At 61.9% G+C, this 23447-nt stretch carries 20 protein-coding genes and 1 pseudogene; 7 read left to right on the forward strand and 14 right to left on the reverse strand.

Annotation, left to right across the window (positions count from 1 at the left end; genetic code table 11):
• Nucleotides 1-223 precede the first annotated feature (223 nt).
• From HX875_RS22790 to HX875_RS22800, 3 genes are read right to left on the reverse strand one after another with little or no spacing between them, the layout of a single operon-like run.
• A complete protein-coding gene (locus HX875_RS22790) occupies nt 224-1321 on the reverse strand; it encodes a DUF1513 domain-containing protein (protein ID WP_177046071.1) in 1098 nt (365 codons plus the stop codon).
• Nucleotides 1322-1323: 2 nt separating this feature from the next.
• Entirely contained in the window at nt 1324-2388 is a 1065-nt protein-coding gene (locus HX875_RS22795) for an imelysin family protein (RefSeq protein ID WP_177045932.1), read from the reverse strand.
• A gap of 31 nt (nt 2389-2419) precedes the next feature.
• Nucleotides 2420-3847 carry a di-heme oxidoreductase family protein gene (locus tag HX875_RS22800; RefSeq protein WP_177045934.1) on the reverse strand — a complete coding sequence of 476 codons (1428 nt, stop codon included), beginning with the start codon at nt 3845-3847 and terminating at the stop codon, nt 2420-2422.
• A 139-nt stretch (nt 3848-3986) separates the two neighbouring features.
• Between HX875_RS22800 and HX875_RS22805 the strand changes: the two genes are divergently transcribed.
• Nucleotides 3987-4550: an NAD(P)H nitroreductase gene (locus HX875_RS22805; protein WP_177045936.1), complete on the forward strand. Its 564-nt coding sequence runs from the start codon at nt 3987-3989 to the stop codon at nt 4548-4550.
• A 122-nt stretch (nt 4551-4672) separates the two neighbouring features.
• Here the strand turns inward: HX875_RS22805 and HX875_RS33340 are convergent, their stop codons facing one another.
• The 7 genes from HX875_RS33340 to gap all read right to left on the reverse strand — a co-directional run bounded on the left by HX875_RS33340 (nt 4673) and on the right by gap (nt 13682).
• On the reverse strand, nt 4673-6811 hold the full coding sequence (locus HX875_RS33340) for a methyl-accepting chemotaxis protein (protein ID WP_177045938.1): 2139 nt from the start codon (nt 6809-6811) through the stop codon (nt 4673-4675).
• 122 nt (nt 6812-6933) lie between these two features.
• Nucleotides 6934-7335 (reverse strand): YbaN family protein, encoded by a 402-nt coding sequence (locus tag HX875_RS22815; RefSeq protein ID WP_177046072.1) that lies wholly within the window; start codon nt 7333-7335, stop codon nt 6934-6936.
• A gap of 165 nt (nt 7336-7500) precedes the next feature.
• Nucleotides 7501-8109 carry a biliverdin-producing heme oxygenase gene (locus tag HX875_RS22820; RefSeq protein WP_177045940.1) on the reverse strand — a complete coding sequence of 203 codons (609 nt, stop codon included), beginning with the start codon at nt 8107-8109 and terminating at the stop codon, nt 7501-7503.
• Nucleotides 8110-8240: 131 nt separating this feature from the next.
• Nucleotides 8241-10820: a TonB-dependent receptor gene (locus tag HX875_RS22825; protein ID WP_177045942.1), complete on the reverse strand. Its 2580-nt coding sequence runs from the start codon at nt 10818-10820 to the stop codon at nt 8241-8243.
• A 118-nt stretch (nt 10821-10938) separates the two neighbouring features.
• Nucleotides 10939-11907, reverse strand: coding sequence for a FecR family protein (locus HX875_RS22830; RefSeq protein WP_177045944.1), 969 nt, complete (start codon nt 11905-11907; stop codon nt 10939-10941).
• Between the two features lie 61 nt (nt 11908-11968).
• Nucleotides 11969-12487 carry an RNA polymerase sigma factor gene (locus HX875_RS22835; protein ID WP_177045946.1) on the reverse strand — a complete coding sequence of 173 codons (519 nt, stop codon included), beginning with the start codon at nt 12485-12487 and terminating at the stop codon, nt 11969-11971.
• Between the two features lie 193 nt (nt 12488-12680).
• On the reverse strand, nt 12681-13682 hold the full coding sequence (gene gap / locus HX875_RS22840) for a type I glyceraldehyde-3-phosphate dehydrogenase (RefSeq protein WP_003214117.1): 1002 nt from the start codon (nt 13680-13682) through the stop codon (nt 12681-12683).
• 221 nt (nt 13683-13903) lie between these two features.
• Here gap and edd point away from each other — a divergent pair, with 221 nt between their 5' ends.
• From edd to HX875_RS22860, 4 genes are all read left to right on the forward strand, one after another.
• Nucleotides 13904-15730 (forward strand): phosphogluconate dehydratase, encoded by a 1827-nt coding sequence (edd, locus tag HX875_RS22845; protein ID WP_177045954.1) that lies wholly within the window; start codon nt 13904-13906, stop codon nt 15728-15730.
• The gene (locus HX875_RS22850; protein ID WP_177045955.1) at nt 15727-16683 is read left to right on the forward strand and encodes a glucokinase; all 957 of its coding nucleotides are present in this window, start codon (nt 15727-15729) and stop codon (nt 16681-16683) included. The genes edd and HX875_RS22850 overlap by 4 nt, the downstream gene beginning before the upstream one ends.
• 141 nt (nt 16684-16824) lie before the next feature.
• Nucleotides 16825-17556: a response regulator gene (locus HX875_RS22855; protein WP_010169994.1), complete on the forward strand. Its 732-nt coding sequence runs from the start codon at nt 16825-16827 to the stop codon at nt 17554-17556.
• Nucleotides 17546-19015, forward strand: a complete 1470-nt coding sequence (locus HX875_RS22860) for an ATP-binding protein (RefSeq protein WP_177045957.1) — start codon at nt 17546-17548, stop codon at nt 19013-19015. The genes HX875_RS22855 and HX875_RS22860 overlap by 11 nt, the downstream gene beginning before the upstream one ends.
• Nucleotides 19016-19150: 135 nt before the next feature.
• Here the strand turns inward: HX875_RS22860 and HX875_RS22865 are convergent, their stop codons facing one another.
• Nucleotides 19151-20080, reverse strand: coding sequence for an AraC family transcriptional regulator (locus tag HX875_RS22865; protein ID WP_177045959.1), 930 nt, complete (start codon nt 20078-20080; stop codon nt 19151-19153).
• 327 nt (nt 20081-20407) lie between these two features.
• Here HX875_RS22865 and HX875_RS22870 point away from each other — a divergent pair, with 327 nt between their 5' ends.
• Nucleotides 20408-20749: an antibiotic biosynthesis monooxygenase family protein gene (locus HX875_RS22870; protein ID WP_177045961.1), complete on the forward strand. Its 342-nt coding sequence runs from the start codon at nt 20408-20410 to the stop codon at nt 20747-20749.
• Nucleotides 20750-20792: 43 nt separating this feature from the next.
• Nucleotides 20793-21038 carry a hypothetical protein gene (locus HX875_RS22875; RefSeq protein ID WP_177045963.1) on the forward strand — a complete coding sequence of 82 codons (246 nt, stop codon included), beginning with the start codon at nt 20793-20795 and terminating at the stop codon, nt 21036-21038.
• Here HX875_RS22875 and HX875_RS33215 read toward each other — a convergent pair.
• The 3 genes and pseudogenes from HX875_RS33215 to HX875_RS22885 all read right to left on the reverse strand — a co-directional run.
• Nucleotides 21034-21111, reverse strand: a pseudogene (locus HX875_RS33215) (outer membrane lipoprotein carrier protein LolA); the annotation flags it as partial. The gene HX875_RS22875 and the pseudogene HX875_RS33215 overlap by 5 nt on opposite strands.
• A 17-nt stretch (nt 21112-21128) precedes the next feature.
• Nucleotides 21129-21746 carry a flavin reductase family protein gene (locus tag HX875_RS22880; protein WP_177045965.1) on the reverse strand — a complete coding sequence of 206 codons (618 nt, stop codon included), beginning with the start codon at nt 21744-21746 and terminating at the stop codon, nt 21129-21131.
• Nucleotides 21747-21869: 123 nt separating this feature from the next.
• Nucleotides 21870-23189 (reverse strand): MFS transporter, encoded by a 1320-nt coding sequence (locus HX875_RS22885; protein WP_177045967.1) that lies wholly within the window; start codon nt 23187-23189, stop codon nt 21870-21872.
• Between the last annotated feature and the right edge of the window lie 258 nt (nt 23190-23447).

The raw sequence follows: 23447 nt of genomic DNA on the forward strand, positions 1-23447 counted from the left end.
GGAGCGGGTAAGCCGGCAGGGCGCCGGTTTAGCCGCGACGGGGCAGGGGCGCCGCGTCGCGGCGGCCGGCGGAGTGCTGCCGGAGTGCGGGCACACCGAGCCCTAGCGAGGTGCCGAGTGGTGGGGCAAGAGCGTTTTGCTTACTTTTGCGCTGTTCAAAAGTGAGCCGCTGTAAGAGCGGAACCCTACGCAGCCGTTACCTAAATAACGGATATGCCCCCGATCAAACCAGGTGCAGATGGTTATCCCAAAGCCCCGCCGGCAACTCCAGCGGCTTACCCACCAACGGCACCTGCCGACAATCATAAAACCGGCAACGCCCCTGACCCGAAGTCACCACGAACCCGCCCGCCACCGCACCCACCCCCGCACAATCCGGCAAGGGCCCGTCCAGCAGCAACTCCGCGCTGTCCATGTTCCAGATAAAGAACCGATTCCCCCGGGGCGCCGTCAGCGCCACCAGCCGCAACTCACTGTGCACCGCCACACTGGCCGTGTAATGCCCCATGGCCTGCAACTGCTCATCCGCCACCGGAAACGCCACAAACGCCTGCCCCGGCCGCTTGATCGCCAGCAACTCCGATCGCTCATGAGAAGGCCCCATGAACTGCTGCCCCGCGAGGATCGTCCCGTCGCTGGCAATCCCCATGTGCCGCACACTGTTCATCTGCTGGCCCAAGGTCTCCTTGCTCAGCAGCGTCCCGTCACGCTTCATCAGGACCAGACTCGGTTCCATGGCATTCAGGTTCATCTCCACCCGGCTCTCAGCCTCGGTGCGAATCCCGCCGTTAGCCACCACCAGCGTCTCACCGTCAGGCATCCACGACACCTGATGCGGCCCGATCCCATGGGTAGAAATCTCCCCGGTGTGCACCAACCGCTCACCCTCAAACCGATACACACCCAGCAAACCGCGGCCCGGATCGGACGTGTCGTTCTCCGTGGCATACAGCCACTCGCCGTCCTTGTGCACCACCGCATGCCCATAGAAGTGGCGATTGGATTTGGAGGTAATGGTTTGCAGCAGCGCCCCATCACGCAAGTCGATCAGATAACTCTCGGTGCCCGGCCGACGGGCGACAAACAGTGCAATCGGCAGCATCGGGTGGTTGATGATGTCATGGCAGCGCTGGCCAACCTGGGTGGCAAACACTTGCTTGCCGTCCAGGTGGAAGCCGACGGCGTAGTGCTTGCCATCACTGTCATCCCGCGCCGAGAGCAGCAGCGGGCTTTTGCCCTTCTGCTTGAACAGCGTCCAGCCACCCAGGGTGATTGCACTGAGCAGCACGCTACCGATCGCCAAAGCCTGTCGCCTGAGCATCATCAGTCACCGTCGTTGGCGTTAAAGCCCAGTTGGATGCCCAGCGCCTTGGCCAGCTCGCCTTCGTGCAGGCGGTGGACCACGTTGAGGCTGTCGTAGATATCGTTGAGTTGCTGGCGCCCGCCATCGTCGGCCAGCAGTTCATTCAACGTACGCTGGTTGCTGGCGAACAGTTTCAGGGACGCGGCATACGCGGCGTCGATCTTGTCAGCCAACGGCTTTTGATCGGCAGGCAACAGGCCGCGCAGGCCTTTGTTGTCGACGCCGACCCACACGGTCTGGGCGGCAGCCAGGCTGGCCTCCAGGCTTTGCAGGGACGACTGGCTGCGCCATGCATCGGCCTGGAACGGTTGCGGGATGCCCTTGGTCTGGCGGCCCATCGGGGTGCCGAGTTTTTTCTTCAGGGTGTCCAGCGCGGTCACTTGAACCCGCAGCAAATCAGCGATGGCTTCGTGGGAATCGGCGTAGCGCTGGTTAGGAAACTTGGTCATCTGCGCCAGCATGCCGTCGGTGCTGTTCCAGCTCGACAGGATCTCTTCGGCGAGCAGTTTCTGGCGTTCGCCGATGGCCACCAGCAGCGGGCAGTAGCGGGCTTTTTGCGTCTCGTCCGCCAGGTCGGTCTTGGCGTCGTAGAGGATGTATTCGTAGGCCGACAGGCCTTGCACCACGACGCTGGATTTGGCCAGTGCGGCGGCATCGATTTGCGGTTGGGCGGTCACCAGTTGTTCGACCTGACGGCCCACCAGGTTTTTCTTGTCCGGCCAGAACTGCACCTGCCACGAGCGGTTGCCCTCGGCCAGCGGGCCGATCAGCAGTGGTTGCAACTCGGCCCAGGCTTTTTGCGCGTGCAGGAAGTCGGCGCGGGCGGTCTCCAGGCTTTCCTTGCCCTGGCAGTAGGCCAGGGCGCTGACGGCCAGTTGGCGGTCGGCTTCAACCCAGCGGCTGTAGGTCGGCAGGATCACTTGCTTGGCGATGGCCGCCGAGGTCACCGCTTGCGGGTCCTGGGGCGAGCACGCACCCAGGGCGAGGGCGGCCAGGCTGGTGAACAACAACTTGGGACGGAACATGTCGAGCTCCCTTCTGTAATTAGGACAAAGCTTATAAAGAATTCAGAAATGCCAGCAACGCGGCGCGCTGCTCGGCATTGAACGACAACACATGCTGCTGCGCCGCCTGGGCTTCACCGCCGTGCCACAGCACGGCCTCCAACAGGTTGCGGGCGCGGCCATCATGCAAAAACTGGGTGTGGCCACTCACGGCTTGCGTCAGGCCAATGCCCCACAACGGCGGCGTACGCCAGTCGCGACCACCGGCCTTGAATTCGCTGCGGTTGTCGGCCAGGCCGTCGCCCATGTCGTGCAGCAGCAAGTCGCTGTAGGGGCGAATCACCTGATTGGCCAATTCAGGTTCGGCAGCCGTTGGCGCCGTGGTGAATTGCGGGGTGTGGCAGCCCTGGCAACCGGCCTGGTAGAACAGGTTTTTCCCGGCCAGCACCTGTGGCGCGTTGACGTCGCGGGGGGCGGGCACGGCCAGGTTGCGGGTGTAGAACAGCACCAGGCGCAGGATGTTGTCGCTGACCTCGGGCTCGCCGTCCGGGCCATTGCCGTTGGGCGCCTGTTTGCAGGCCACTTGTGCATCGGTGCAATCATCGAACGGTCTCAGGGACGTGGTGAGGCCCATATCACCAGAGAACGCGTGAACATTTTGTTGATTGAGGTTCGGTTGCCCGGCTTTCCAGCCAAATCGTCCGAGGACGGTCTTGTGTTGCGCGTCGTCCCAGACCCGGTTCGCACGCCCGACGATGGCTTCCTTGTCGGCGGTTTTCGGGTCGGTGTTGCGAAGGATGTCGGCGTCGGCAATCGCTTCCAGCAAGCCCAGGCCGATCATCGGCGGGGCCACCCGTGCGGAGAAGCGCGTGTCGGGGTGCATCGGGCCGTAGCCGAGCTGGGTGATCTGCAGCGCCGGCTTGCGCAACTCCACCACGGTGCCGTCCTTGAAGCTGACATTGACCGGTGTGTAGTCGACCCGCACCTTGCCTTCCGGCGCAACGCCGGGCACGGCCATGTCCTGCAATTGCCCACCGTAGACGGGCTCGGGGACGACACCCAGTTGTTCGATGACCCTGGCATAGGGCGGCGCATCGGGAATCGACAGGCGCACCAGCATCGACACCGCGTTGGGCGCATCGGGCAACGGCGGATGACCACGGCCATCCTTGATATGGCAGTTCTGGCAGGCGTTGGTATTGAACAGCGGCCCCAACCCGTCGCGGGCGGTGGTGGTGGACGGGGCAATCACCCAGGGGCTGCGGAAGAAACTGTTGCCTACGCTGAAGTCCAGGCGCCGGGTGGGCGACAGGTTGGCCGAGGGCAGGGAGAAGGCGTTCTGATCGGTCTTCCTCACCGTTGTCGCACCGCCCGCGCGCGCTTCGCCCGGCTCCGCCTTGGTAAAGCGGGGCGCGTCATCGCAGGCACTCAGGCTCAGGGCCATCAACAGTGCAGACAGGCGAAGGGGCGAACGGGGCATCAGTCTTCCTGAACCTGGGCTGAAAATAAGGCCGCAAAGTCTAACAGGGCGGGGCGGATTGAATAAGAGCAATTATCGTTTGGTGGTATCCGATTCATTCCCGCTAGAATGACCGCACATTTTTCTCTGGAGGTGGCCAATGCAGGCTCTCGACGCTTTGCTCAACCGTGTTTCCGTGCCGCGACTGCTGGACCCGGCACCGACCCAGGAGCAGCGCGACCTGTTGTTCGCCGCTGCCATGCGCGCCCCGGACCATGGTCAATTGCGGCCCTGGCGCTTCCTGACGGTGGAAGGTGCGGCACGTGAGCGCATGGGCACGCTGCTGGCTGAAGCCGCTCGCCTGCAAGACGCCGACGCGCCCCAGGCGTTTATCGACAAGGCGCAAAATGGCCCGCTGCGTGCGCCGTTGGTTGTTGTCGTAATCGCTCGTCTGCAAGAACACTTCAAGGTGCCGAAGTCCGAGCAACTGCTGGCGGCGGCCTGTGCGGCCCATGGGATTCTGCTGGCGGCGTACGCCCAGGGGATCGGTGCGGTGTGGCGCACCGGTGAGTTGTCGTATTCGGCCCACGTCGCCAAAGGGTTGGGTCTGACAGCGGATGAGGAAGTGATTGGCTTCCTCTATCTGGGCACCCCACAAAACCCGCCGCGCACCGCTCCGAAAGAAGACCTGGCGCCGTTTGTCAGCGCCTGGACGGGTCAATAAGCAGCACAAATCTGCTTTGTGTGGGAGCCGGGCTTGCCCGCGATGCAGGCGCCTCGGTGTGTCAGTTACACCGAGGTGATGCTATCGCAGGCAAGCCAGCTCCCACATTGGGGCCTCACGGTTTAAACCCGAAACTGATCCATCAGCTTCATCTGCTGGCTGGCCAGCGCATTGAGTTGGCTGCTGATGGCCGCCGACTCGGTGGCCTGGCCGGTCAGGGTTTCGGTCACGGTGCGGATCGCCGAGACGTTGCGGTTGACCTCCTCGGCCACCGCACTCTGTTGCTCGGCGGCGCTGGCGATCTGCAGGTTCATGTCGCTGATCACCGTCACCGCATCGCTGATCTTGCCCAGGGCCTGCACCGCCTGGTGAATCTGCCCGGCATTGTTCTGCGCCTGGCTCTGGCTCGAATGCATGGTCGCCACCACCCCGCGGGTGCCGGTCTGGATGCGTTCGATCACCAGGCGAATCTCCTCGACCGAATCCTGGGTACGTTTGGCCAGGTTGCGCACCTCATCGGCCACCACCGCAAAACCGCGCCCGCTTTCCCCGGCGCGTGCGGCTTCAATCGCGGCGTTCAGGGCCAGCAGGTTGGTCTGTTCGGCAATGCTGCGGATCACTTCCAGTACCGAGCCGATCTGCTCGCTGTTCACCGCCAGGGCTTCGACCTCGGTCACGGCCTTGCTGACTTCTTCGGCCAGGGTGGTGATGTCGCGGGTGCTGCGTTCAATAATCTGCATGCCTTCACGGGCTGACTGGTCGGCACCGCGGGCCGCGCTGGCGGCGTTGGAGGCGCTGTTGGCCACATCGTGGGCGGTGGCGCTCATTTCATTCGAGGCCGTGGCCACCTGGTCGATCTCACGGAACTGCACCTGCATGCCTTCACTGGTCTGGCGCGCGATTTCCGAAGACTGGTCGGCGGTGCCACGGGCTTCGGTGATGCTTTGCTTGATCTGCGCGATGGTCGGCTGCAGCTTGTCCAGGAAGCGGTTGAACCAGTTCACCAGTTCGCCCAGCTCGTCTTTTTTGGCGTAGGCCAGGCGCTGGGTGAGATCGCCATCGCCGCTGGCGATTTCCTTGAGCATGGCGGCCACGCTGTTGATCGGCCGGGTCACGCCGGTGGCGGTCAGCCAGATCAGCAGCAGGCCCAGCAGGCCGGCGGCTGCGCCCACCAGCAGCGCCTTGACGGTGCCACTGGCCTGAGCCTTGTCGAGTACGGCCTGGAGTTTGTGAGCGTCAGCCAGCAACACTTCCTTGGGCAGTTTGATGACGATGCCCCAGGACTTGGCGTCGGCAATCGGCTTGACCGGGTACACCGCGCGGATCGTGCCGTCTTCCTCGCGAATCTTGCGGGTATCACTGGCCAACAGTTGCACGATCTCCTTGCCTTCGGCGCCGAGGGTGTCGATCAGGTTCTTGCCGACTTTGGCGGGTTCGCCGCTGTAGCCGGCGATCAGGCCCGTGCTGGAGAGAATCTCCAGGTGCCCGGCACCGTTGAACAGCTCTTTTTGCGCTGCATCGGTCGCGGCTTGCAGGGTGTTGAGGGCAAGGTCGACACCCACTACGCCGATCACTTTGCCGTCGACCAGCAGGGGCAGGGAAATGGTGGTCATCAACACCGGTTTACCGGCCACGGTGTCTTCGTACGGGTCCAGCAGGCAGGTGTTGCGGGTATCCCGCGGGCAGGTGTACCAAATGTTGTAGGGCGTGCCGCTGAGGTTGAGGCTGGTCTTGGTCAGGTCGTCCTCGACCATCACCGTGTTCAGGCCTTCACCGCCGGCACGGCTCCAGTAGCTGGAAAAGCGGCCTTTTTCGTTTGAAGCCCGGGCGGCATCGTTGAGAAATTCGCTGTCCTTGCCGTCCAGAGCATTTGGCTCGAACGACAGCCAGATGCCGAGCACCTTGCTGTTGCGGTCGAAGGCGGTTTTCAGGCTGTGGTTGAGTTCTTCACGCAAGGCCCCGGCGTCCAGCGAGCGCTTGCCCGCCAGGCTGCGCAGGTCCTTGATCTGGTCGGCGAGGGCGGTGACCACCAACAGGCTTTCGCCGAAGGTCTTTTGCAGTTGCACCGCCTGTTCGGCGGCCTTGGCCTGCAACAGGTTCTGCACGCTGTCGGTGAGCATTCGCGAGCTTGAATCGCTGATCAGTTCATCGTTCTGGTTGGTCTGGTAGAGGTTCATGCCGACCACCAGGGCGATCACCCCCAGCAGGCAAAGACCGGACAGCAGCACGATTTTCAAGCGAATGGAGAGGGTGTCGAACATAGGTGTACCCGCGAATGGACTTATTGGTCTGCAAGCTCACGCGAGTCCATTCGGCGCTATGCCCGGAACATCGGCTTGGGCCGGCGGTTCATGAGGGGGAGCCGATGAGCGGTAGGACGTTGTCAGGCGGGGTGTGGGAGGCGTTCCGGACGTGACCAGATCCACAGGTTGCCCAGGCTCATGCCGGCGATGGCCAGGTAGATCGGCCAGCCGTGGTCGAGCATCACGAGCATCAGGCCGGCGCAGAGCAACATGCTCACGGTAGCGCTGACTTTGGCCCGGCGGGCGATGATCTTGCCGTTGCGCCAATTGAACAGGATCGGCCCGAACAGCCGGTGGTTTTCCAGCCAGGCACTCAGGCGCGGGGAGCTTTTGGTGGCGGCCCAGGCGGCCAGCAGGATGAATTCGGTGGTGGGCAAGCCCGGTACCACAATCGCAACCAGGCCGATGCCCAGGCTGACGTAGGCCAGGAGGCCGAACAGGACGCGGGCGATTTTGGACGAGGATTGGGTTTTGCCGGTCATGGGTGCAGTTTGCATGGATGGACTTACGAAGGATTCAAAGTGAAACCCGATCAAATGTGGGAGCTGGCTTGCCTGCGATAGCATCAACTCGGTCTTTCAGATACACCGAGGTGACTGCATCCCAGGCAAGCCAGCTCCCACATTGATTGGGTTTCTACAGAAAAATCAGGCCAGTTCAGGGGCGCTAGCGTACGCCTGTTCCAGCAACACGGTGAAGCGCACGAACGCATCCACCGCGCCTTTTTCCGCTTCGGCTTCTTCTTCGGCAGTGAGTTCCAGCGCGTCGAGGGTGCGGGTGAAGCTTTTCCAGCCTTCCGCACGACCGCCTGCCGGCTCGCCCAGGTGGCGGGCACCGAAGGTTTCGCTCAAGCCCAGGCCCACCGCACGCTTGATCAGAAACGCAGCGCCCAGCTTGGAGCCTTCAGACACGAACAGCCAGCCCAGGGCTTCGGCCTTGCTCGGGTTTTTCACAGCGCCGGCCACCGGGGCCGGGACTTCGGTGTCCAGGTCGCCCAGGTCCAGCCTGGCAGCCTCGGCGCGGCAGCGTTCGGCCAGGTCGGGGACGAGCTTGATCAGCTCGGGGTCGTTGTACAGCGCCACCAGTTCCGACTGGAACAGGTACTGCGCGACCACGAAGCGGGCGAAGTTGGCCTGGGTTTCAAACGGTGCATGGGCCTTCACCAAGGCGTCGAGCTTGGTATGCGGCTCGTTGGTGATCTGGTTCAGGCGTTGGGAGCGCAGGCTTGGGCGTTCAGCAGTAGGAGAAGCAGTCATGAAGATGTCCTTGAGAAGAGGAAGCGTCTGGTTGCCAGGCTGTTATGAACTAGACGAACCAGAAGACGCGTCACAGTAAAAAATCCTCACCCCGGCGCAGATAAATTTCCGGCGGGGTGAGGCTCCATTGATCAGATGTCCCAGATCAGGTTGATCGCAAAATTGCGGCCTGGCTGGGTCAGGCGGTCCAGGTTGGCCGGGCCGGTCACGCCGGCTTCGCCCACGCTGTCGTAGCTGCGCACGTCATCCCAGTTCCAGTATTTCTTGTCGGTAAGGTTGTACAGGCCACCGTTGATGGTCACGTCGTTGGTGACCTTGTAGAAACCGGTCAGGTCGACGATGCCGAAGCCCGGGGTCTTGAACGGGCCGTTGGCGCTGTTGCCGTCGGGGGCGAAGAAGGTGGTGCTGTCGACGCGGTCCTGTTTCTTGACCAGGGTCCAGCTGACCAGTGCACCGTAGTTCTGCTGGTCGTAACCCAGGCCGAACACGCCCTTGAGCGGGTTGACGCTGTTCAGCGGTTCGCCGTTGTCGTCATTGCGCCCGTAGGTGTAGGCAACGGAGCCTTGGGTGTACAGGCCCTGCGGTGCGCCAAACACGTCGAGGTTCAAGCGGCCCTTGGCTTCCACGCCCTTGATGGTGGCGTGCTTGATGTTGTTGGCTTCGAACTGCTGGACGGTGCCGCCGGCGACCGAGGCGTCTTCATCGATGAAATCACGGTATTTGTTGTAGTACACCGCCACGTCAAACGAGCCCGAGTCGAAGTTGCCGCGAATCCCGGTTTCGACACCGCGGCTGCTTTCCGGCTTGAGGTCCGGGTTGGGTTCCACGGTGTAGCCCTGTTGCAGGTTTTCAAAGCGGCCATACAAGGCCTTGGCCGACGGCGTGCGATAACCTTCGGCGTATTGGCCGAACCAGGTGTATTGCTCGGTCAACGCGTAAGTGATGCCGAACTTGGGCGTTACACGGTGCCAGTTCTTTTCCGAATCGCTGTGGTCGTAGATGCGTGTCGGGTCGACGGTATTGAGGAATTCCTGGGTCAGCTTGGGTTTGAGCTGGATGTAGTCGTAGCGCACGCTCGGCAGGAAGGTCCACTTGTCCCAGGCGATCTGGTCCTGGGCAAACAGTGCGTAGGAGTTGATGGTCGGGTCGGGGAAGTCGCTGGCTTTTTTCACGCTGTCGCTGGCCGACGGGCTTGGTGCGCCGATGGCCGTGCAGCCGCCGCCGACCGCCAGGCAGGTCGCGGCGCCTTCACGGGAACCGGTGACTTTCTGCTGCTTGAGGGTGGTGCCGTAGGTCACGACATGATTGGTTTCGCCGATGCTGAAAGCCTTGTCCAGTTGCGCGTCGAATACCCACTGTTTCTCTTCGTACAGGGTCTCGCGGGTGCGCAACACCTTGCGCGAAGGCTGGTAGATTTCGGCGGTGGTCTGGTCGGTCTTGGCGATCTGGTAGTTGAGGCTGGTCTTGATGTGATCGGCAATCGGCGAGTCGAGGGCGAACTTGTTTTCGATGCCAAAACGTTCACGGGTGATGGTGTCGTTGCCTGTACGGCTGCGGTAATAGTTAAAGCCCCGGCCACCGACGAACGGGCCACCCACTGCGTTTTTCAGGTTGGTGTCGCGATCGTCCTTGAATTTCTCGTAGGTCAGGCCCAGGCGGTTCTCGTCACCGTAGTTCCAGCCCAGTTTGGCCAGCACGTTGGTGGTGCGCGCATCTTCCGGGTTGGCGCCGGTACGCGCCAGGCCGGTGGCGTTGTTACCGTCGTAGGATTCCATTTCGTGGCCGTTGCGCTGGCTCAGGTGCAGCAAGCCATCGAAGTCCTGCACGCGGCCGGCGACGGTGCCGGAGGTCAGCCAGCTCTCGTCGGCGGAGCTGTAGCCGGTCTTCAGGCGTGCGCCAAAATCCTGGCCGGGCTTGATGATGTCGTCCGGGTCGAGGGTGAAGTAGCTCACCGCACCACCGATGGCGCTGCTGCCGTACAAGGCCGAGGCCGGGCCGCGCAGGATCTCCACGCGCTTGACGATTTCCGGGTCGACGTAGTTGCGGCGGGTCTTGGCGTACGGACCGTTGAAGAAGTTGTCCGGAACTTCGACGCCGTCCACCTGGGTGAGGATGCGGTCGCCGTCGATGCCGCGAATGTTGTAGCCGGCATTGCCGGAGCGGGTACCGGCCCCGCCCACCGACACGCCCGGCTCGTAGCGCACCAGTTCGCGGATGGTGTTGACGTTCTGGCGGTCCAGCTCCTCGCGGTCATGCACGCTCACGGTGCTGGGCACGCTGTCCACGGCCTGTTCCTGGCGGGTGGCGCTGATGGTCATTTGTTGCAGGGTGATGGCGCCGGCGGCGGCGCGTTTTTCCAGCACGATATTGTTGTTGCTCAGTTTGCGATAGCCCAGGTTGGTCCCCACCAACAGCCGGTCCAGGGCTTTATCTGCCGGCAACGAGCCACGTACGCCAGGGGATGACACACCCTGGCCCAACTCGGCGGGCAGGCCGATTTGCCAGCCGGTCACGGCGGTGAAGGCGTTCAGCGCCGAGACCAGGGATTGTTGCTCGATGCTGAAGCTGTAATTGCCCTGGCTGCGGGTGGCAGGCTCCGCGGCACTGGCGACCATGACGGGCGCACCGGCCATCAGGATGGCGGCGGTCAGCAGCGACAAGCCGTGGCGGCGAACGGGCGAAGAGGACCGGCGGTTGAAACGAGAGGACATCGAGAGCGCTCCGGAAGGTACGAATCTTATAGTTGCGACACTGAATCAAATAGGAATCAGTTGCATTGGCTATAACGAGACGTACCGCCTTGGGCTATCGAGTAAAAATAATTCTCATTTAGTTCAGGATCACCAGCGCCGGGTATTCCGAGAGCTTGGCCGAGGTGATGTGGGCCAGGGAGCGCACCACGTCCAGCGGCTGGTCGAGGCGGTAATTGCCGGTGACGGCGACGCTGGCGAGCTTGTCGTTGTTGTTGACGATCCATCCGGGGTAGTAGCGGCGTAACTCGGCCAGTACTTCGCTCATCGGGCAGTTTTCGAAAATCAGCCGGCCGTCGATCCAGGCCAGGTCCTTGGTGGCATCGAGTTTGGCGGGTTGGCCGAAGCCCTTGGGCCCGATGCGGATACTTTCACCGGCGCTCAGGCGCACCCGTGCGTCGTCAAAGGTGTTGCTCAGGTCCACATCGCCGCGTTGCACCTGAACCTGGGCTTCACCGTTCAGGTAGCGCACGGCAAAGGCGGTGTCGCGCACACTGGCGCGTACCGGGCCGGCGTCGATTTCCAGGGGCAGGCCACGGCTGGGCAGCACCTCGAAAAACGCTTCACCCTGATACAGGCGGGCGATGCGCTGGTGGTCCTTGATGCTGCTGGAGAACGCGGAATTGGTGTTAAGCAGGACTTTGGAGCCGTCGTCCAGTTGCAGGCGCTGGCGCTCGCCCACCACGGTCAGGTGGTCGGCCTGCAGGCGCATTGGCAGGTTACTGAAGCTGAACAGGCCCAGCAGCAACACTGCGGCGGTGGCCAGGGGCTTCCAATGGGGTTTGATGCGGCGCCAGGCGCCGGGTTTGCGTGGCGCATTCAGGGCGACGGCCGCGCTGTGCACGGGCGCGCCGCCCCAGGCGGTCTGGGCCTTGATGAAGGCTTCGGCGTGCAGCGGGTCGCTGGCGAGCCAGGCTTCAAACTCGGCCTGCTGCCCGGGTTGCGGGCACTGCAAGGCGATCAGCCAGTCGAGGGCTTGGTCCATAGCCGTGTCTTGCAACACCTCATGAGCCAGCTCATGGGGGTGCAGTTTATTCGGATCCGTCACGGTGTTCCTCGGGTCTTCGCCACGTTTTAATCAATAGTCCTACAGACTGTGCCGACAAAGCTTAAGGGCGATCCAGTCTTTCGGCCACACCTATGCAGATGGCCATGATCAATTTCAGTTCCTTTTGTACGGTGCTCAGGGACACATCGAGCTTGTCGGCGATTTCCTGATAGCTGCAACCGTGCAGGCGGCTGAGGATAAAGATCTGCTGCTGGCGGGCGCTCAACTGGCCGAGGCTGACACTGAGTTGCTCCAGCAACTGCTCGGCCTGGATCGTGTCTTCGGGGGTGCTGACGGGGGAGGCGACGCTTTGCAGGATGTCCATCGGGACGTCTTCCTGCAGGGTGCGGGCCTGGATCCTGCGGGCACGCAGGTGGTCCAGCGCGAGGTTGCGCGCCGTCTGGTACACGAAGGGTTCGAGGTGGTCGATCGGCCGTTCGCTCAAGGCCCGGGTGACGCGCAGGTAGGTTTCCTGCAGCAGGTCCTCGGCGGTGCTGTGGTTATTCACCATCCGCTGCAAGGTGCGCAGCAGAATCACACGCTGAGTGAGGAAGACTTGGTTGAAGCGAGATTGGCTCACAGTGATACCAGACCGATTTGCAGCAAATGATAATGCTTATCATCAACGCAAATGGCAAGTGGCACATTGAGATGCGATGAAGATCCCTGTGGGAGCCGGGCTTGCCCGCGATGCAGGCAACTCGGTCTTTCAGTCAGGCCGAGGTGATGCAATCGCAGGCAAGCCAGCTCCCACAGGGGATATCAATGCCAAGTTATTCGGCGTTGCAGAGCGCCAGGCAGTTATCCAGCATACGGTTCGAGAAGCCCCACTCGTTGTCGTACCAGGCCAGCACTTTCAGCAGTTTGCCGCTGACCTTGGTGTGATTGGCGTCGAAGATCGACGAAAGCGGGTTATGGTTGAAGTCACTGGAAACCAGCGGCAGGGTGTTGTAGCCGAGGATTTTCGAGTGCTGGCTGGCTTCTTTCAGCAGCGCGTTGACTTGCTCGGCGCTGGCTTCTTTTTTCAGTTGCACGGTGAGGTCCACCAGCGACACGTTGATCACCGGCACACGCACGGCCATGCCGGTCAGTTTGCCTGCCAGTTCCGGCAGCACCAGGCCTACGGCTTCGGCGGCGCCGGTCTTGCTCGGGATCATGTTCTGGGTGGCCGAACGCGCGCGGTACGGGTCGGTGTGGTAGACATCGGTCAGGTTCTGGTCGTTGGTGTAGGCGTGGATGGTGGTCATCAAGCCGCTTTCGATGCCCAGCTCACGGTGCAGCACCTGGGCCACCGGCGCCAGGCAGTTGGTGGTGCAGGAAGCGTTGGAGATGATCTGGTGGGATTGACGCAAAATGTCATGGTTTACCCCGTACACCACGGTGGCATCGGCGCCCTTGGCCGGGGCCGAGATGATCACCTTGCGCGCGCCGGCGGTAATATGGGCGGCGGCCTTGTCACGGTCGGTGAACAGACCGGTGCATTCAAAGACCACGTCCACCTTGTGTGCAGCCCACGGCAGGTCGGCCGGGTTGCGAATGGCACTCACGGCAATCCGGTCACCATTGACGGTCAGGCTTTCCTGATCGTGGGCGACCTCTGCATCGAAAGTACCGTGGACGGTGTCGTATTTAAGCAGGTGGGCATTGATCGAGCTGTCGCCAAGATCGTTGATGGCGACGATCTGCAAATCCTGACGGTAGCCTTGGGTATAAAGTGCGCGCAGGACATTACGGCCAATACGGCCAAAACCATTGATAGCGATACGTAGAGTCATTGGAAGGTGCCTGTCGTCGATTTGTTGTAAGAATTACAAGATTATTCGCATAAAAATAGAAAACAAGCCTTTTTAGTGGCAATATTTTGTTCAATCAACAACGAGTGACCTGAATCAACTGGTCCGATTGGTCAAGCAACACCCTGCCAACCTCTTCGCGGCGGGCGTTTGACCAGCATAGGAACGAGGGTCGCCACATCCGTTAGCCTGGAGTTCTATACATGCATCCCCGCGTTCTTGAGGTCACCGAACGGCTTATCGCCCGTAGCCGTGCAACCCGTGAGGCCTACCTTGCGCTCATTCGCGGCGCTGCCAGCGACGGCCCGATGCGCGGCAAGCTGCAATGCGCCAACTTTGCCCACGGCGTGGCCGGTTGCGGCACCGAAGACAAAAACAGCCTGCGCATGATGAACGCCGCCAACGTGGCAATTGTTTCGTCATATAACGACATGCTCTCGGCCCACCAGCCGTACGAACATTTCCCCGAGCAAATCAAAAAAGCCCTGCGTGAAGTCGGCTCCGTTGGCCAGTTCGCCGGCGGTACCCCCGCCATGTGCGATGGCGTGACCCAGGGCGAGCCGGGCATGGAGCTCAGCCTGCTGAGCCGCGAAGTGATTGCGATGTCGACGGCGGTAGCGCTGTCCCACAACATGTTCGACGCCGCGCTGATGCTGGGCATCTGCGACAAGATCGTCCCCGGCCTGATGATGGGCGCCCTGCGCTACGGCCACCTGCCGATGATCTTCGTCCCGGGCGGCCCGATGCCGTCGGGGATCTCCAACAAACAGAAAGCCGACGTACGCCAGCGCTATGCCGAAGGCAAGGCCACCCGCGAAGAGCTGCTGGAATCGGAGATGAAGTCCTATCACAGCCCGGGCACCTGCACCTTCTACGGCACCGCCAACACCAACCAGCTGTTGATGGAAGTGATGGGCCTGCACTTGCCGGGTGCTTCGTTCGTCAACCCGTACACGCCGCTGCGTGACGCCCTGACCCGCGAAGCCGCGCACCAGGTCACGCGCCTGACCAAGGCCAACGGCAACTTCACGCCGATCGGCGAGATCGTCGACGAAAAATCCATCGTCAACTCCATCATCGCCCTCAATGCCACCGGCGGCTCCACCAACCACACCCTGCACATGCCGGCCATCGCCATGTCGGCGGGCATCATCCTGACCTGGGATGACATGGCTGACCTCTCCGAGGTGGTGCCGACCCTGTCCCACGTGTATCCAAACGGCAAGGCCGACATCAACCACTTCCAGGCGGCGGGCGGCATGTCGTTCCTGATCCGCGAGCTGCTGGAAGCCGGCCTGCTGCACAATGACGTCAACACCGTGGCGGGTCATGGCCTGAGCCGCTACACCCAGGAACCGTTCCTGGTGGACGGCGAGCTGGTATGGCGTGAAGGCCCGATCGAAAGCCTCGACGAAACCATCCTGCGCCCCGTGGCCCGTGCGTTTTCCCCGGAAGGCGGTCTTCGCGTGATGGAAGGCAACCTTGGCCGTGGTGTGATGAAAGTCTCCGCCGTGGCCCTTGAGCATCAGATCGTCGAAGCGCCGGCCGTGGTGTTCCAGGACCAGCAAGACCTGGCCGATGCATTCAAGGCCGGCCAGTTGGAAAAAGACTTCGTCGCCGTGATGCGCTTCCAGGGCCCGCGCTCCAACGGCATGCCGGAATTGCACAAGATGACCCCGTTCCTCGGCGTGCTGCAGGACCGTGGCTTCAAGGTTGCCCTGGTAACAGACGGGCGTATGTCCGGCGCCTCGGGTAAGATCCCTGCCGCGATTCATGTCAACCCTGAAGCCCAGAGCGGCGGGCCACTGGCACGCGTGCGCGATGGCGATATCATTCGCGTGGATGGCGTCAAAGGCACCTTGGAGCTTAAGGTGGACGCTGAAGAATTTGCAGCGCGCGCGCCTGCCACGGGCCTCCTGGGCAATAACGTGGGGGCCGGTCGCGAGCTGTTTGCGTTTATGCGTTTGGCCGCAAGCTCCGCAGAGCAGGGCGCCAGCGCCTTTACCTCTGCCTTGGAGACACTTAAGTGAAGCTTGCGCTGGTCGGTGACATCGGTGGTACCAACGCCCGTTTTGCGTTGTGGCGGGATCAGGAGCTGCATTCGATCCGCGTCCACGCGACGGCGGATCATGCCAGCCCGGAAGAGGCGATCCAGGTCTATCTCAAGGAAGAAGGCCTGGCCATCGGCTCGATTGGCGCGGTGTGCCTGTCGGTCGCAGGGCCAGTGAGTGGAGATGAATTTAAATTCACCAACAATCACTGGCGCCTGAGCAAGACTGCTTTCTGCAAGACCTTGCAGGTGGACGAGTTGCTGCTGGTGAATGATTTCTCGGCCATGGCCCTGGGCATGACCCGCCTCAAACCCGACGAATTCCGTGTGGTGTGCGAAGGTACGCCGGAGCCGTTGCGCCCGGCGGTGGTGATCGGCCCGGGCACTGGCCTGGGTGTGGGCACCTTGCTCGACCTCGGCCATGGCCGTTGGGCCGCATTGCCGGGGGAGGGCGGCCATGTCGACCTACCGGTGAGCAGCCCGCGCGAAGCCCAGCTGTGGCAGCACATCTACACTGAGATCGGCCATGTCAGCGCGGAAACCGCCTTGAGTGGTGGCGGTTTGCCCAGGTTGTACCGGGCGATCTGCGCGGTGGACGGCCATGAGGCGGTACTGGAAACCCCCGAGGCCATCACTGCCGCTGGCCTGGCGGGCGACCCGATTGCCCTGGAGGTACTGGACCAGTTCAGCATCTGGCTGGGTCGCGTGGCCGGTAACAACGTGCTGACCACCGGCGGTCGTGGGGGGGTGTACATTGTTGGCGGCGTGATCCCGCGCTTTGCCGATTTCTTTATCAAGAGTGGTTTTGCCAAGAGTTTTTGCGACAAAGGCTGCATGAGCGACTACTTCAAAGGTATTCCGGTGTGGCTGGTGACGGCACCGTATTCCGGTTTGACCGGGGCAGGTGTAGCGCTGGAGCAGGCATTTGCGTAGGCAGTGATGGCGCCATCGCAGGCAAGCCAGCTCCCACAGGGGAATGCATTCCAAATGTGGGAGCTGGCTTGCCTGCGATGAGGCCCTCCATAACAACGAATTATTAAGCCCGTCCCATCCCTAACAACAAGGACGACCCCCGTGAGCGTTATCAGTAAATCCATTCTCCTGGTCGACGACGACCAGGAAATCCGCGAGTTGCTGCAAACCTACCTCAGCCGCGCCGGTTTCCAGGTGCGTGGCGTGCCGGATGGTGCGGGGTTCCGCCAGGCGATGAACGAAGCGCCCTGCGACCTGGTGATCCTTGATGTAATGCTGCCGGACGAAGACGGTTTCAGCCTTTGCCGCTGGATCCGCCAGCACCCGCGCCAGGCCCAGGTGCCGATCATCATGCTCACCGCCAGTTCCGACGAGGCCGACCGCGTGATCGGCCTGGAGCTGGGCGCCGACGATTACATCGGCAAACCTTTCAGCCCCCGCGAGTTGCAGGCGCGGGTCAAGGCCTTGTTGCGCCGTGCCCAGTTTGGCCAGGAGCGCAGTGGTGGCGAGGTGCTGGTATTTGGCGAGTGGCGCCTGGACATGGTCAGCCACCGGCTGTTCCACGTCGACGGCGAGGAAGTGATCCTCTCCGGTGCCGACTTTGCCCTGCTCAAACTGTTTCTCGACCATCCCCAGCAAATCCTCGACCGCGACACCATCGGCAACGCCACCCGTGGCCGTGACCTGATGCCCCTGGACCGGATTGTCGACATGGCCGTCAGCCGCCTGCGCCAACGCCTGCGCGACACCGAAAAACCACCCCGGCTGATCCGCACCGTGCGCGGCAGTGGCTATCAATTGGCAGCCAGCGTGGTTGCCGGCAATGCCCACTGAGCGCCTGCGTGAACTGCGCCGGCGGATCCCGGTACCGCGCTCGCTGCTGGGGCGGATGTTACTGCTGACCCTGTTGGCGGTGCTGTTTGCCCAGACGTTGTCCAGCGTGATCTGGGTGTCGCAACTGCGCGCCACCCAGCTCGAAGGCCTGGTGACGGCCGCCCGCAGCCTGGCGCATTCGATGACCGCCAGCGTCAGTTATTTCCGGTCCTTGCCGGTGGCGTTTCGGCCCTTGGTGCTGGACCAGTTGCGCAGCATGGGCGGTACGCGGTTTGTCGTGACCCTCAATGACAAGCCCCTGGACATGGCCGTGTTGCCGCAAACCCCGCGCAAGCAGGCGGTGCTCGGTGCGGTCGAAGAAGTGTTGCGCCAGACCCTGGGCAGCGACGTGCATGTCTCGGTGGAATTCGTCAGCGCCGAAGACCTGCGCATCTTCAACGCCGGCTTGAAACTCGATGAACTGCCGCGTTCCTGGGCGCATTACGCGCTGACCCTGGAGCCGGTCAATCCGCCGGTCCTGGTGACTCAGATCCAGCTGGCCCAGGGCGAATGGCTGTACATCGCGTCCTTGTTGCCCGAACCCTACACCAGCCTTGAAGAACAAGGCCTGCCGTCCCAGCAGGTGTGGTTCATCGTGCTCACCAGCGGCTTCCTGCTGCTGTTTATCGGCCTGCTGGTGCACTGGCAGAGCCGGCCGCTCAAGCGCCTGGCACGGGCCGCGCGTGACATGTCCCTGGGCGCCGACGTGGAGCCGGTGGCCGAAGGCGGCGGCAGCGAAGTGGTGGAAGTGGGTCGTGCGTTCAATGCGATGCGCGAACGCATCAGTCGTTACCTGACCGAACGCAGCCAGCTGTTCAGCGCGATTTCCCACGACTTGCGCACACCCATCACGCGCTTGCGGTTGCGGGTGGAGTTGCTGGAAGACGAGAACCTGCAAACCAAATTCGGTCGCGACCTGGATGAGCTGGAGTTGCTGGTCAAGGGCGCGTTGCAGTGTGTGAAAGACACGGACATCCACGAGAACATCGAACCGGTGGACCTCAACCACGTGCTCGACTGCCTGGTGGAGCCGTACCTGGCGCCCAATGGCAACGGCCGCGTGACCCAGCATGGCCGTGCGCTCACCACCTATCCGGGCAAGCCGCTGGCGCTCAAGCGCTGCATCGGCAACCTGATCGACAACGCCTTGAAGTACGGGCAGAACGCCCATTTGCATATCGAAGACGATGGTGCGGAATTCATCCTTCACGTCGATGACGAAGGCCCGGGTGTGCCGGAGCAGCGCCTGGAGCAAGTCTTTGAACCGCACTTCCGTTTGGCCGGGCAGCAGCAGGGGTATGGGCTGGGGCTGGGCATTGCCCGCAACATTGCCCACAGCCACGGGGGAGAAGTGAGTTTGCAGAATTTGCGCGAGGGTGGGTTGCGGGTGACCTTGCAACTGCCCCGCAGCCTCGATTAAACGTGCAACGCGATTCACGGTAGGAGCTGGCTTGCCTGCGATGGCGGCCTGCCAGATACAGACTCATTGCCTGACCCGCCGCTATCGCAGGCAAGCCAGCTCCCACATTTGATCTGTGCTGTTTTCAGGATTGGGCTAGACGCTCTGGCGCAGCCGGGCCAGATCGCGCAACGGCGGCGCGCCAAACAGCCGGCTGTATTCGCGGCTGAACTGCGAGGCGCTTTCATAGCCCACCCGATAGCCCGCCGCCGAGGCTTCCAGGCCTTCGGCGATCATCAGCCGCCGAGCCTCCTGCAAGCGCAACTGCTTCTGATACTGCAACGGGCTCATGGCGGTCATCGCCTTGAAGCGGTGGTGCAAGGTCGAGACGCTGAGGTTCACTTCCTTGGCCAGGTCATCAATGCGCAAGGGCTGTTCGTAGTTGCCGTTCAACCAGGTGATCGCCTGGCTGACCCGATGGCTCTGACTGTTGGCGACGGCGATTTCATACAGCCGATAACCCTGTGGGCCACGCAACAGGCGATAGAGAATTTCGCGATTGATCAACGGCGCCAGCATCGCGATGTCTTTCGGTGTGTCCAGCAACCGCGTCAGGCGCAACACGGCGTCGAGCAACTGGTTGTCCAGGCGGTCGACATACATCCCCCGGGACGTCGGGCGAGTAGGCACACCCATGGGGCCGGCCTCGGCAATCAGCGCGGTGATTTGCGCCGGGTCGATGTTGACCCGAATCGACAGGTTGGGGTCTTCCGGCGTGGCATCGAGGATACGCCCGGCCACCGGCATCGACACCGAGAACACCAGGTAATTGAGCGGGTCGTAGGCGAAGACCTCATCCGCCAGGCGCACTTCCTTGCTGCCCTGGGCGAGAATGCACAGTGCAGGCTCCACCAGGACCGGCATGAAATCCCGTGGGGTGTTGTGGCGGTTGAGGTACAGCGAAGTGATCGCCGTGCCGTAGGAACCATCCTCCCAGGTATGCCGGCGCACGATGCCGGCGAGTTCTGCGCGCTGCTTTTCCATATCGGCGTCGAGGGGTGTGGAGCGAAGTTCTGGCGACGACATGGGACATCCTCGGGTGCTTTTGACGATGGGCACAGCTTAAAGGCGGCTTTGCAAAAAGCGGTACTTCGATTCTGCACAATCCTTGCCTGATCCTGCGAAAATTCGTGAATCAGGCAAGCCGGAGGCTGTCATGCCCCTGAAATACGGCAGTCATGCCGGGAATAAAATCCGCAGGCCGATTGCTATATCTACGCATCTCGCAGGATTGTGCAATAAGCCGGCAGGAATCGACTAACCGTATACGCACCTGCGCCCGTATCTTTGATCCTGTGGCAACACGCCCTCACAGTGCTTGCCGAGCATCACTTCTCAACGGGAGAGTCGAACATGTCCACCCCCATTCCCGCGAGCCATATGGCCTTTATCCGTGCCCGTACCGGGTACAGCACCGAACTGGGTGCACGCTTGAGCAGTTTGATCGAACCGGGCCGTCAGGCTCCGGGCTGCCTGCAATTCTCGTTGCAGCACTCCCTGGCCGACCCGGATGTGTGGTTGGTGTCGGGCTTCTGGAGCAGCCAGCAGGCGATGAGCGCCTACTTCAGCTCGCCGGCGCTGATGGTCTTCACCGAGTTGTTGAATGACATGGTAGTGCGCAGCATGGACTTCCAGACCTTTACCGACGCTTCGGCCGTCAACGCCTATGGTGAGTACCTGCAACTGGCGGGCTAGTGCTTTAGAATGGCCGCCTTTCCCATTGGCCAGGACCTGCAACATGGCACGTAAAGAGTTTGCCCACCACGAAGCCGTTTCCGCCTTGGTGCGTGAAGATGAGGGTGGCTATAGCGCCGCCATCGCCGTCAAGGCGCTGGATGGCATGGGTGCACCGCGCTTTCACAAGATCCTCGATGGACAAACCTTCAAGACTGCCGATGACGCTGATGATGCGGCTGCCCGGCAACTGGAGCGCCTGGTCGATGTTGACGAAGAAGGCCAGTTGACCTGGGCGGCGGTCGTGTAGGAGCGAGCTTGCTCGCGAAAAACCGGAGAGCGCCGTTGGGTGTCAGGCTCCCCGCGTTATCGTTAACGACCATCGCGAGCAAGCTTGCTCCTACGGTCGGTACATCTTGAACAAGGCCTCTGGCCCCAACTGAAAATAATCCGCCGGGCCGCCTCCACGCAGGATCGGCTCGGCGGCAGCGGTGTCGTACACCCCGTCTTTCAGCAGCCATTTGGCGATATGCACCGCAACCACCTCGCCAAGCACCAGCCAGCTTGGCACCAGCTCCTTGTCGGCGCGCTGCAGCTGAATGATCTGCGTCACCTTGCACTCGAACGACACCGGGCTCTCACCCACGCGAGGCACGGCGATCACCTTCGACGCCACCGGCGTCAAGCCGGCCAATTCAAACTCGTTGACCTCGGGCGATACCGGCGCGCAACTCTGGTTCATCTGCTCGGCCAGCGGGCGGGTGGCCAGGTTCCACACGAATTCGCCGGTCTGTTCGATATTGTTCAGGCTGTCTTTGCGCCCGACACTGGAAAACCCAATGATCGGCGGAATGTAGTTGAAGGCGTTGAAGAAACTGTAGGGCGCGAGGTTCAGGCGGCCCTGACTGTCGTGGGACGAAATCCAGCCAATCGGGCGCGGGCCGACAATCGCATTGAACGGGTCATGGGGCAGGCCGTGGCCGTTGGCGGGTTCGTAGAAATGGATATCGTCGGACATGGCCGGGGTTCCTGCTGCGCGGTTCGGGGGAGGGCATCATAGTGCACTGAGGCGAAGTCTTAGCCAATGAAAAGGGGCCGTGTCATCTACTGACACGGCCCCTTTTTTACACCTGCAGAACCCTTAGTCCGTGGTAATCCGCGAATGCTTGCGGGTGTCCTTCATGGTCACATACACCAACAGCGACACTGCAATACACGCGGTGACGTACCAGTAGTAGCCGGTTTCCATGCCAATGCTCTTGAACCACAGCGCGATGTATTCAGCGGTGCCGCCGAAGATCGACACGGTCAGTGCATACGGCAGGCCAACGCCCAGGGCGCGGATTTCGGTAGGGAACAGCTCAGCCTTCACCACCGCGTTGATCGAGGTGTAGCCACTGACGATGATCAGCGCCGCCATGATCAGGAAGAACGCGCCCCACCAGGTCTGGATGGTGTGCAGGGTGGTGAGGATCGGCACGGTGAACAGGGTGCCGAGGACGCCGAAGGCAATCAGGATCGGCCGACGGCCAACCTTGTCCGACAGCCCGCCGATGATGGGTTGCAAGCACATGAACAGAAACAGCGTCGCCGCCGAAATGGTGGTGGAGTCGGAGATGCTCATGCCGACCGTGTTCACCAGGTATTTCTGCATGTAGGTGGTGTAGGTGTAGAACGCCAGGGTGCCGCCCATGGTCAGGCCGACCACGGTCATCAGTTCCTTGGGGTGGCGCATCAAGGTGCGCATGGCGCTTTCCTTGGCCTTTTCTTTCTTGGTGAACGACTCGGTCTCTTCCATGCCGCGACGCAGGTACAGCGCCACTACCGCGCACAGCGCGCCGATGGCAAACGGGATACGCCAGCCCCAGTCGTACAGCTGCTCGGTGGTGAGGGTCTGTTGCAGCACGATTAGCACGCCAAGGGCGATGAGCTGGCCAGAGATCAGGGTTACGTACTGGAAGCTGGAGTAGAAACCCCGACGTTCCTTGGTCGCCATTTCGCTGAGGTAAGTGGCGGAGGTACCGTATTCGCCACCAACCGACAGGCCCTGCAGCAAGCGGGCAAACACCAGCAGGATCGGTGCGCCGATGCCGATGGCTTCATAGCCCGGGCTCAGGGCAATCAGCAGCGAGCCGAAGCACATCAGGTACACCGAGGCCATCAAGGCTTTTTTGCGGCCAACCTTGTCGGCGTACAGGCCCATCAGCCAGCCACCGATCGGGCGCATCAGGAAACCCACGGCGAAGATCGCGGCGGTGTTCAGGAGTTGGGCGGTGGTGTCGCCTTTCGGGAAAAAGGTCTTGGCGAAGTACAGCGAGAATGCGGCGTAGACGTACCAGTCGTACCACTCGACCATGTTGCCGACCGATCCGCTGAAGATCGACTTGATCCGGCTGGAGGTGGTGCGTGCTTTTGCCGGCGCAGCCGCCGACCCCAGAGGCAGGGAGTTGGAGTTATCCATTTAAGGATCCTTCATCTAATTGTTTTTGTGGAGCGCGCGCTAGCGCAGCCTGGTCGGGGCTATAGCAGGAGCTGTGCCAAACAGGTGAAGGCCCGGTCTAGAAGGGTTTGCGGAAATTTTTGAGCGGAAAGTTGCTGATGAATCAAGGGGCGTGAGCGGAAATCCGCTTATGGTTGCGGGCCTCATCGCAGGCAAGCCAGCTCCCACCTTTGAATGTATTCACAAATCAAAAGGTGGGAGCTGGCTTGCCTGCGATGG

The organism is Pseudomonas yamanorum (assembly GCF_013386765.1).
GTDB classification, from domain to species: Bacteria; Pseudomonadota; Gammaproteobacteria; order Pseudomonadales; family Pseudomonadaceae; genus Aquipseudomonas; species Aquipseudomonas yamanorum_A.